At 75.2% G+C, this 9,548-nt stretch carries 8 protein-coding genes; 1 reads left to right on the forward strand and 7 read right to left on the reverse strand.

The features are described from left to right. Positions 1-75 precede the first annotated feature (75 nt). The 7 genes from ACFY8W_RS15690 to ACFY8W_RS15720 are packed head-to-tail and all read right to left on the reverse strand — an operon-like array spanning position 76 to position 8,147. Positions 76-882, reverse strand: coding sequence for an aldolase/citrate lyase family protein (locus tag ACFY8W_RS15690; RefSeq protein WP_391105063.1), 807 nt, complete (start codon positions 880-882; stop codon positions 76-78). Then, the gene (locus tag ACFY8W_RS15695; protein WP_391105065.1) at positions 879-2,096 is read right to left on the reverse strand and encodes a CoA transferase; all 1,218 of its coding nucleotides are present in this window, start codon (positions 2,094-2,096) and stop codon (positions 879-881) included. The genes ACFY8W_RS15690 and ACFY8W_RS15695 overlap by 4 nt, the downstream gene beginning before the upstream one ends. Next, on the reverse strand, positions 2,093-2,986 hold the full coding sequence (gene rbsK / locus ACFY8W_RS15700) for a ribokinase (RefSeq protein ID WP_391105067.1): 894 nt from the start codon (positions 2,984-2,986) through the stop codon (positions 2,093-2,095). The genes ACFY8W_RS15695 and rbsK overlap by 4 nt, the downstream gene beginning before the upstream one ends. Beyond that, positions 2,983-4,404, reverse strand: coding sequence for an ADP-ribosylglycohydrolase family protein (locus tag ACFY8W_RS15705; RefSeq protein ID WP_391105069.1), 1,422 nt, complete (start codon positions 4,402-4,404; stop codon positions 2,983-2,985). The genes rbsK and ACFY8W_RS15705 overlap by 4 nt, the downstream gene beginning before the upstream one ends. Beyond that, complete coding sequence (locus ACFY8W_RS15710; protein WP_391105071.1) at positions 4,401-5,600, reverse strand: ADP-ribosylglycohydrolase family protein; 1,200 nt, start codon at positions 5,598-5,600, stop codon at positions 4,401-4,403. The genes ACFY8W_RS15705 and ACFY8W_RS15710 overlap by 4 nt, the downstream gene beginning before the upstream one ends. Next, entirely contained in the window at positions 5,533-7,107 is a 1,575-nt protein-coding gene (locus tag ACFY8W_RS15715; RefSeq protein ID WP_391105073.1) for an ADP-ribosylglycohydrolase family protein, read from the reverse strand. Before ACFY8W_RS15715 ends, ACFY8W_RS15710 begins: the two co-directional genes overlap by 68 nt. After that, entirely contained in the window at positions 7,107-8,147 is a 1,041-nt protein-coding gene (locus ACFY8W_RS15720) for an ADP-ribosylglycohydrolase family protein (RefSeq protein ID WP_391105549.1), read from the reverse strand. Before ACFY8W_RS15720 ends, ACFY8W_RS15715 begins: the two co-directional genes overlap by 1 nt. 370 nt (positions 8,148-8,517) lie before the next feature. Here ACFY8W_RS15720 and ACFY8W_RS15725 point away from each other — a divergent pair, with 370 nt between their 5' ends. After that, a complete protein-coding gene (locus tag ACFY8W_RS15725) occupies positions 8,518-9,246 on the forward strand; it encodes a VIT1/CCC1 transporter family protein (RefSeq protein ID WP_391105075.1) in 729 nt (242 codons plus the stop codon). Positions 9,247-9,548: the final 302 nt, after the last annotated feature.

A 9,548-nucleotide genomic window follows, 5' to 3' on the forward strand; every position in this document is an offset into this window, starting at 1 on the left:
TCGATTTCCGTGGCTTCCGTGGTTTCCGTCGTTCACGCGAGCTGGCTTGCCCGGCGCGGTGGACGGGAGATCCTCCTACGACCGGCGGGACGCAAGGGCCAGGACGCGGCGGGCGCCGGTGACGACGGCCGCGTCGACGAAGCGGCCGTCGGGCAGGGCGAGGGCGCCCTCCTGGGCCTCCGCCGCCTTGACGACCTCCTCGGCGGCGGCGATCTCGTCGGCGGTGGGGAGATAGGCCCGCTCGATGACCGGGAGCTGGCGGGGGTGGATCGCGGCCCGGCCGAGGAACCCCATCGCCCGGCCCCGCGCGCAGCCCTCGGCGAGGGCGTCGAGGTCGCGGACGTCGGGGTGGACGGACTGGGCGGGTGGCGGCAGGGCGGCGGCCCGGGCGGCGACCACGATCCGGCTGCGCGGCCAGTCGAGCCCGCGGTCCTCGCGTACGCCCAGGTCGGCGGCGAGATCGGTCTCGCCGAGCGCGATGCCGTGGACCGAGGGGTGGGCCGAGGCGATGGCGTAGGCGTGCTCCACCGCGAGGGCGTTCTCCAACAGCGGGTACAGCGGGAGGCCCGCGGAGAGCTCGACGATCCGGGCGATGTCAGTGGCGTGTGTCACCTTGGGAACACGGAGAGCGACGAGTCCGGGGAGGGAGACCAGGGATGGGATGTCGCGGAGCGCGTGGACGCGGACGTGGACCGGTACGGGCTGGGGGTCGGCGAGCAGGTCGCGGGTGGCCGCCAGGGCGTAGGCCCTGCGGTCCGGGGCCACCGCGTCCTCCAGGTCGACGATGACGACGTCGGCGCCGGAGGCGAGGGCCTTGTGGACCACGTCGGGGCGGTCGCCCGGGGCGTAGAGCCAGGTGAGGGGAGGGGTGCCCGGGTTCATACGGCTCCTTCCGCGCGCAGGGTGTCGATCTCGTCGGGGCCGAGGCCGAGCTCCGTGAGGAGTTCCGTGGTGTCGGCGCCGTGCGGCCGGCCGGTCCAGCGGATGGCGCCCGGGGTGTCGGAGAGCCGGAAGAGCACGTTCTGCATCCGGATCGGGCCGAGCTCGGGGTCCGGGACCTCGGTGACGGTGCCGAGGGCCTGGAACTGGGGGTCGTCGAGGACGTCCCGGACGTCGTAGACCGGGGCGATCGCGGCCTCCGCCTTCTCGAACGCGGCCATGGCCTCGTCGCGGGTGTGGCGGGCGATCCACGAGCCGACCGCCTCGTCGAGGACCTCCGCGTGCGCGGCGCGGCCGGTGCCGGTGGCGAACCAGGGCTCGTCGACCAGCTCCGGGCGGCCGACGAGCCGCAGCACGCGTTCGGCGATCGACTGGGCGGAGGTGGAGACGGCGACCCAGGAGCCGTCGGCGGTCGGGTAGGTGTTGCGCGGGGCGTTGTTGCGGGAGCGGTTGCCGGTGCGGGGCTGGACGTAGCCGAGCTGGTCGTACCAGAGGGGGTGGGGTCCGATGACGGAGAGCATCGGTTCGATGATGGCCATGTCGACGACCTGGCCGTGGCCGGTGGTGTGCCTCGCGGCGAGCGCGGTCATCACGGCGTACGCGGTGGTGAGGGCGGCGATCGAGTCGGCGAGGCCGAAGGGCGGCAGGGTCGGCGGTCCGTCGGGTTCGCCGGTGATGGCGGCGAAGCCGCTCATCGCCTCCGCGAGGGTGCCGAATCCCGGCCGGTGGGCGTACGGGCCGAACTGGCCGAAGCCGGTGACCCGGGCGAGCACGAGCCGCGGGTTGACCGTGGACAGCTCCTCCCAGCCGAGACCCCAGCGTTCGAGGGTGCCGGGGCGGAAGTTCTCCACGACCACGTCGGCGTCGGCGGCGAGCCGTAGGAGGGTGTCGCGTCCGCCGGGGGTGGACAGGTCGAGCGTCATCGTCCGCTTGTTGCGGCCGAGGACCTTCCACCACAGGCCGACGCCGTCCTTGGCGGGGCCGTGGCCGCGGGACGGATCGGGCTTGCGCGGGTGCTCGATCTTGACCACGTCGGCGCCGAAGTCGCCGAGCAGCGTCGCGGCGAGCGGACCGGCGAAGAGGGTGGCGACGTCGAGGACGCGCAGCCCGTCGAGCGGCCGGGCGGGGGCGGGAGCCGGGGTGCGCAGGTCGCTCATGCGAGGGCCGCCTCGATCGCGACGCGGTACGGCATCGAGGTGGACGCGCCCGCGTGCTGGACGGAGAGCGCCGCGGCCGCCGCCGCCCAGGAGAGGGCCTCCGGCATCGGCCGGCCCTCGGTGAGGGCCACGGCCAGGACGCCCACGAAGGTGTCACCGGCGGCGGTGGTGTCCACGGCCCGGACGCTGGGCGCGGGCACGGTCAGCGGTTCGGTGCCGCGTGCGGCGTAGAGGCAGCCGGCCGAGCCGAGCGTGACCACCACCTCCGGCACCTGCTCGAGGAGGGCCTGCGCGGCGGCGTGCGGATCGGTGCGGCCGGTCAGGGCGACGGCCTCGTGCTCGTTCGGCACCAACAGGTCGGTAGCGGCCAGCAGTTCCGGAGGGAGGGCGCGAACGGGGGAGGGCGTGAGGACGGTGCGGACACCGCGCTCGCGGGCCGCGCGGGCGCCCTCGACGACGACGGAGAGGGGGAGTTCGAGCTGGAGGAGCAGGGCGTCGGCGGTGCCGATCAACGCCTCGTCGCCGTGGCTGAGAGAGGTCACGGTGCCGTTGGCGCCGGGGACGACGACGATCGCGTTGCCGCCCTCGTCGTCGACGACGATGTGCGCGGTGCCGGACGGGCCCTCGACGGTGCGCAGCAGGTCGGTGTCGACGCCGCTGTGCTCCAGGGCGGCCCGCATCCGTACGCCGAAGTCGTCGGCGCCGACCGCGCCGATCATCGACACCTCGGCGCCGGCGCGGGCGGCGGCGACGGCCTGGTTGGCGCCCTTGCCGCCGGGCACGGTGAGGAACTCGCGGCCGGTGACGGTCTCGCCGCGGGCGGGTGCCTTGGCCACATAGGCCACGAGGTCCATGTTCGTGCTGCCGAGCACGACGATGCTGCTGGTCATGGGCGTACTGCCTCCGAGTGCGTCAGTGCGGCCAGGGTGTCGAAGCCGATGCCGTCGAAGGACGGCACCGAGGTCGAGAGCCGGTTCTTGAGAGGGGAGGTCCAGGATTCGGGAAGCCGGTCGGGGTGTCCGGCCAGCAGCCCCGCGACCGAGCCGGCGGTGGCCCCGTTGGAGTCGGTGTCCCAGCCGCCGGAGACGGCCGCGCAGACGGAGCGCGTGAAGTCGCCGTCGGCATGGGTGAGCGCGGCGGCGAGCAGGGCGGCGTTGGGCACGGCATGGACCCAGTGATACCCGCCGAGTTCGGCGTGGAGCCGGTCCACGACGGTGTCGAAGTCGCGGTGCGCGGGGTGTGCGCGGGCGGTGGTGATGCCGAACCGGACCGCCTTCGCGAGCCGGGACCCCGGCGGTACGACCGCGAGCCCGCCGGCCAGGGCCTCGTGCACGTCCGCGGTGCCGTCGGCGGCGGTGGCGACGGTCGCGGCGACGAACATGGCGCCGTACACGCCGTTGGCGGTGTGGGTGAGCACCGCGTCCCGGTAGGCCTGCCGGGCGGCGGCGGCCGGGTCGCCGGGGTTGGTCCAGCCGTGCACGTCGGCGCGGATCTGCGCGCCGATCCACTCCCGGAACGGGTTGCGGCGGGAGGCGGTGAGCGGCGGCTCGACGCCGTCGAGGAGGTTGCGGTAGGCGATCCGCTCGGCGGTGAAGGTCCGCCCGGCGGGCAGTTCGTCGAGCCAGAGCCGGGCGACGTCGGCGGTGGTGAAGCCACGGCCGTGGCGCTGGAGGAGCAGCAGGTTGAGGAGGGGGTAGTTGAGGTCGTCGTCCTCGGGCATCCCGTCGATGTTCTCGGCGAGGGAGGTGCCGGCGGAACGGCGGTTCCAGGGGTAGGCGGCGAGCAGTTCCGTCGGCACGCCGCGCGCCGTGAACCAGCCGCCGAGCGGCCAGTTCCCGGCGGCCCGGGCGAGCGCCCGGATGCCCTGCAGCGGCAGCTTCTCGACGGGTTTGCCGAGCAGGCACCCGGCGGCGCGGCCGAGCCAGGCGGCGTGCAGTCGCCGGAGCAGGGCGTCCTGCGCGTCCTGCGCCACCCGGTCGCTTCCCGGGACGGGCGGGCGAGGGGCGGGCCAGTGGGGGCAGGTGGCGGTGAGGTCGGTGAGGCGGGTGGGTTCGTGGGGGGCCAGGGGGGAGGGGAGGGCGGCCAGGGCGTCGAGGAGGTGTTCGGCCAGGGGGCGCAGGTCGGGGCACGGGATGGGGGAGGCGCCTGCCGTGGGCGGGGCCTCGGGGCCGCCGGCGGCGTGCCAGCGGGCGGCGAGGGCGCGGACGTCGCGACCGTCCTCCGCCGCCTGGCGCAGTTCGTGGCCCACCAGGTCCTCGGGCTGGACCCAGGTGAGCCGGACGGCGTCCGTCGTCGCGCCGGGCGTCATCGCGCGGCGTCCGTCAGGGCCGCAAAGGCGGACTCGTGGGCGCGGCGGCGTGCCGTGTCGCGGGCGAAGACCTCGTGGGTCACCGCGGCCAGCGCGGTGGCCGGGCCGTGCAGGTCGAGCCGGCTGGCCTCGGAGACCTGCTTCGCCCATGCCGCCGGAACGGCGGACTCGCCGTGCAGTGCGCCGGCGAGCGCGCCCGCCATGGTGGCGATCGAGTCGCAGTCGCGGCCGTAGTTGACGGCGCCGAGGACCGTGCGGCGGTAGTCGCCCTCGCCGACCAGCAGCATGCCGAGGGCGACGGGAAGTTCCTCGATCGCGTGGACGCGGGACGGGCGGCGGGCGTCGAGGGACGGGGCACGGTAGTCGGGGCCGACCGAGTCGTACGGGCTGACGGCGGCGCGCAGCGGAGCCAGGGCCGTCTCGAAGTCGCGGTGCCCGTCCGCCACTTCGGCGACCGCCGCGATGGCCGCCCGGGTGCCGTCCTTCGCGAGGGCGAGCGCCGCGTCGACGACCGAGCGCGGTGTGGCGCCGGGCGCGCACGCCGCCGCCACCGCCGCCGCGAAGACGCCCGCGGCCTCCCGCCCGTACGAGGACTGGTGGGCGCCCGCGATGTCGAGGGCCTCGGCGTAGGCGCCGGCCGGGTGGGCGGCGTTGACCAGGCCGACCGGCGTCATGTACATGGCCGCACCGCAGTTGACGATGTTTCCGTTGCCGGCCTCGCGCGGGTCGGCGTGCCCGTAGTGGAGCCGGGTGACGATCCACTTCTCGGCGAGGAAGACCCGCTGGAGCGGGAGCGCCTCGGCCTCCAGTTCCGGGATCCAGACCGTACGGCCCATGAGTTCGGGGACCAGGTGCTCGGCGACGGCATACGCGTCGAGGTGGTCGCGGACCTTCTCGTACACCCTGATCAGGGCGTGCGTCATGAGGGTGTCGTCGGTGACGTGCCCGTCGCCCTTGTGGTACGGCGCGATGGGGCGCGCGGTGCGCCAGGCCTCGCCGTTCCAGGGGCCGACGACGCCGGTGACGCGGCCGCCGTGGCGTTCCAGGATCTGCTCGGGGGTGTAGCCCTCGACGGGACCGCCGAGGGCGTCGCCGACGGCGGCCCCGAGCAGACTGCCGGTGATCCGGTCATCCAGAGTGGGGAGAGATCGAGGGATTCGACTGGTGTGAGGGGTTTGGTGTGATTGAGGGGTCATGGCGGAATTGTCCACCCGGGGTGGCCGGTTCCGTGGCTGCGAGGAGACCGGCGAGTTCGACCAGGTCCGTGCCCGCGAGGCGGGGCAGCGCGCAGCCCGCGAGCCTGCGGCACGCCTCCCGCCAGGTCGCCGGGACCGAAGCTCCGCCGCCCAGCGCCCCGGTGAGCGCGCCCACGAGTGCCGGGGCCGAGTCGGCGACCCGGGACAGGCAGGCGGCGGCCGGCACCGCTGCCGCCGGCTCCCCGCGGGCGGCGAGGGCCAGGGCGAGGGCGACCGGAACGGTCTCGGCGGCGGCGATGCCGTAGCTGTAGACGTGGTCCACGATCTGGTGTTCCAGGAGCGGGACCAGCTCGAAGGCGGTGCCGGCGGTACGGGCGAGCCGCACCGCGTACCGGCCGTTGCGGCCGATCTCCGTCGCGGGCGGGAGCTGTGCGAGCGCCGCCTGCACCGCCTCGTCGGCCGAGGCACCGCCGAGGGCGGCCGCGACGGCCGCCGCCATCGCACGGGCGCCGTGGACTCCGTCGCCGTCCTGGGTGTAGCGGGCGTCGAACTCGGCGAGTTCGGCGGCGGGAAGCGGTTCGCCCGGGTGGGCGAGCGCCAGGACCGCGGCACGCACGCAGGCCGCGTCGTCGAAGTAGTGCGGGTTGTCGTGGCCGGTGGCGGGCGGGCGCAGGCCGGTCGCGAGATTGCCGAGACCGGCCCGGACGGAGATCCGGGCGCGGAGGGGGAGGACGGCGGACTCGACCTCGGGCGCGCGGTCGGCCGCCGCGGCGACCTGGCTCGCCAGCGCGTTCCAGGCGAGGTCGACGGCGGCGCGGAGCCGGCGTTCCGGGGCGAGGGTACGGAAGAGGAGACCGGTCGCGGCGAGCAGCGCCTCGGCGGTGAACACCGCCCACTCGGCGTCGTCGGAGGGACCGAGGCGGAGCGGCTCGGGCGGCTGGTTGAGGGCGATCGGGACGGGGAGGGTGGTCGTCGCGTTGTCCTCGGCGAAGGTGTCGAGCTCGCGGGTGAGGCGGCGCGTCCACTCGGGCATCCGGGCGGCCCGGTGCCGCGCGGCGGGCCACCCGGCGGCGTCCCCCGAGGCCAGCCCGAGCAACAGCCCCTCGACCCGCTCGCGGTACGACATGGCCGCGCGCCCCTTGCGCACTCCGAGCACGGGCGCCCGCCGTCGCCCGTCCGGCCCGCCGGCGCGCACCCGGCCGCGGGCCGGGGTGGCCGGGGGCTGGAGCGGGTCGTGCGGTGGGGCGTCCGCCGGGGGGTCGCCGTGGTCCGTGACGGGCCACGTCGGACGGCCCGGCTTCCCGTTCTCGTCCCGGGGGAGTCGGTGACCTGCGAGGGCCCCGGCGCGTGCCGCGGCGGCGTCACCGCCGGCCGTCGGTGACGCCGGGCCCTCCGGCGTCCTGCCCGGCGAGCCGTCGGCGGGGGCTCCGAGGTCTTCTCCCGTCCGGCGGGCGGGGGCTTCCGTTGGGGTGTCCGCCGGTGCCGTGGTGGTCAGGTCGGCGCTCATCAGGAGTCCTCCTCCGGGGTCAGAAGGTCCGCGATGTCCAGGACGTGGTAGCCACGCATCGAAGGGAGGCAGCTGCCGGCGACCGGGGGGATGGCGGAGGACCACTCCTCCGGGATCGCCGCGGCGCCGCCCAGTGCGCCGGCGAGGGCGCCCGCGACCGCTGCCGTCGTGTCGGCGTCGCGGCCCATGTTGACGGCGGTCAGGACCGAGGTGCGGAAGTCTCCCCGGGCCGCGGCGAACGCGCCGAAGGCCAGGGCCACGGCCTCGGGGGCCAGGTCGGTCCACGGGTAGCCGCCGATGACGACCGCCGAGCGGACCGCGCGTTCGCGCGTCAGCGGATCCGGCTCGACCCGCTGCGCCGCCACCACCGCGCGGCGCAGCGAACGGGCCGTCCAGGAATCCATCGGCACCACCGAGAGGGCCGCCGCGATCACCGACGTGACCGAGGCGCCGTCCATCGCCGCCGCGACGCCCGCCGCGACCGCCTGGCCGCCGTAGATGCCCTCGCCCTCGTGGCTGACGCTGCCGTCGATGGCGACGAGCCTCGCCGCCTCCGCGGGCCGCCCGGCGGCGAAGACGCCGAACGGCGCCGCCCGCATGGCGAGACCGTCGCTCCACGCGTGCCGGTGCTGCGCCGAGATGGGTGCGGCCAGGCCCCGGCGGAGGTTCTCCAGAGTGCCGCGCTCGGAGAAGCCGGCGCCCCGGAACGGGCCCTCGTCGAGGTCGGCGATCCAGTGGTGCCAGGCCCGTTCGACGTGCGCGACGGTGAGGGCCGAGCCGTGCCGGGCGAGCAGCAGCCCGGAGAAGACGGCGTACTCGGTGTCGTCCGTTCCCGCCGGCCGGTCCGTCAGGAAGCCCTCGATCCGGCCCCAGCGGCGGCGGATCTCCGAGGGCCGCAGGTTCTCGGCGGGCGCGCCGAGCGCGTCGCCCACCGCGAGTCCGAGCAGCGCACCCCGCGCCCGCTCCCGGACCCCGGCCCCTTCCGCCGCCAGGACCGCCGTGCTGCCCGCCGTCGTTGCCGTGCCCGCCGTCGTCATCACTGTCGCGGCCCCACGCGTTGGCCCGTCGGCCGGCCCGCCGGTCGTCTCCCCGGTCGTCTCCCCGGTCATCTCGTCCTCGTTCCCCTTTCTCGCCCGCCTCTTTGCCCCGCCGTTCTCGGCCCCCGCCCCTCCACCTCCCTTTCGCGCTCCCCTTCCGCGCTCCCTCCACATCCCTGCCACGCGCGTGCGTCCGAAGCTCACGGAAACGTTTCTGTCACCCCGTTGACACCTCGTCAGTCGTCGCCGCCCACCAAGGCGAGCCTTACTAAGTACGGCCTGCCTTGCTGGCACGCCCCTTACATCGGGCGTATTTTCGAGGGTGTCGAAGGGGGGCGGGCAGCCGAACCCGCAGAAAGACAAGGGGAGAAGCATGTCCATCATCGAAGCCGTCGCGCCGCTCCACGAGGCCCACCGCGACAACCACACCCACCGTGACGTCAACGGCGGCTGGCTGCGTCCCGCGGTCTTCGGCGCGATGGACGGGCTCGTCTCCAACCTCGCGCTCATGACCGGTGTGGCGGGCGGCGCGGTCTCCTCGCAGACCATCGTCATCACCGGTCTCGCCGGTCTCGCCGCGGGCGCGTTCTCGATGGCCGCCGGCGAATACACCTCCGTCGCCTCGCAGCGTGAGCTCGTCCAGGCCGAACTGGACGTCGAGCGCCGCCAGTTGCGCAAGCACCCGGTCGACGAGATGGAGGAGCTCGCCGCGCTCTACGTCTCCCGTGGTGTCGAGCCCGCGCTCGCCCGCGAGGTCGCCATGCAGCTGTCCCGCGACCCGGAGCAGGCGCTGGAGATCCACGCCCGTGAGGAACTGGGCATCGACCCCGACGACCTGCCGTCGCCGACGGTCGCCGCGGTGTCGTCGTTCGGCTCGTTCGCACTCGGCGCGCTGCTGCCCGTACTGCCGTACCTGCTCGGTGCGACCGCCCTGTGGCCGGCCGTCCTGCTCGCGCTGTTCGGCCTCTTCGCCTGCGGCGCGCTCGTCGCCCGGGTGACCGCCCGCAGCTGGTGGTTCAGCGGACTGCGCCAGCTCGTCCTGGGCGGCGCCGCCGCGGCCGTCACGTACGGGCTCGGCATGCTGTTCGGCGCCGCGCTGTAGCCGCTCGGCGCCCGCGTCGCAGCCCGGGCCTGCGCGCCCGCCGTCGTGGCCCCTCCGCAAGGCCCCCGGTCGTCCCGGCCGGGGGCCTTGCGCGTTCCCGCGCACGGTTCGTCCGCCCTGTCCCTGTGACGTATCTCCCTGGGCGGATCGGCCTCCGTGGTGGGACACTATGCACGGCGCCACATAACTAGCCGGTTACCTGCCGGTTTCGAAACCTCGGCCGCCGGGCATGAGGGACAAGCGCCGCGGGCAATGAAGCCCGCTCTTGCGACGGGCCGCCGGAGAACCCGGAATCACCCCGG

Source organism: Streptomyces sp. NPDC012637 (genome assembly GCF_042954805.1).
Lineage (GTDB): Bacteria > Actinomycetota > Actinomycetes > Streptomycetales > Streptomycetaceae > Streptomyces.

Coding starts and splice junctions, on each gene's coding strand:
- ACFY8W_RS15695 (WP_391105065.1), bottom strand. CDS start 2,096: ATGAGCGACCTGCGCACCCCGGCTCCCGCCCCCGCCCGGCCGCTCGAC.
- ACFY8W_RS15715 (WP_391105073.1), bottom strand. CDS start 7,107: ATGAGCGCCGACCTGACCACCACGGCACCGGCGGACACCCCAACGGAA.
- ACFY8W_RS15705 (WP_391105069.1), bottom strand. CDS start 4,404: ATGACGCCCGGCGCGACGACGGACGCCGTCCGGCTCACCTGGGTCCAG.
- ACFY8W_RS15725 (WP_391105075.1), top strand. CDS start 8,518: ATGTCCATCATCGAAGCCGTCGCGCCGCTCCACGAGGCCCACCGCGAC.
- ACFY8W_RS15710 (WP_391105071.1), bottom strand. CDS start 5,600: ATGACCCCTCAATCACACCAAACCCCTCACACCAGTCGAATCCCTCGA.
- ACFY8W_RS15690 (WP_391105063.1), bottom strand. CDS start 882: ATGAACCCGGGCACCCCTCCCCTCACCTGGCTCTACGCCCCGGGCGAC.
- rbsK (WP_391105067.1), bottom strand. CDS start 2,986: ATGACCAGCAGCATCGTCGTGCTCGGCAGCACGAACATGGACCTCGTG.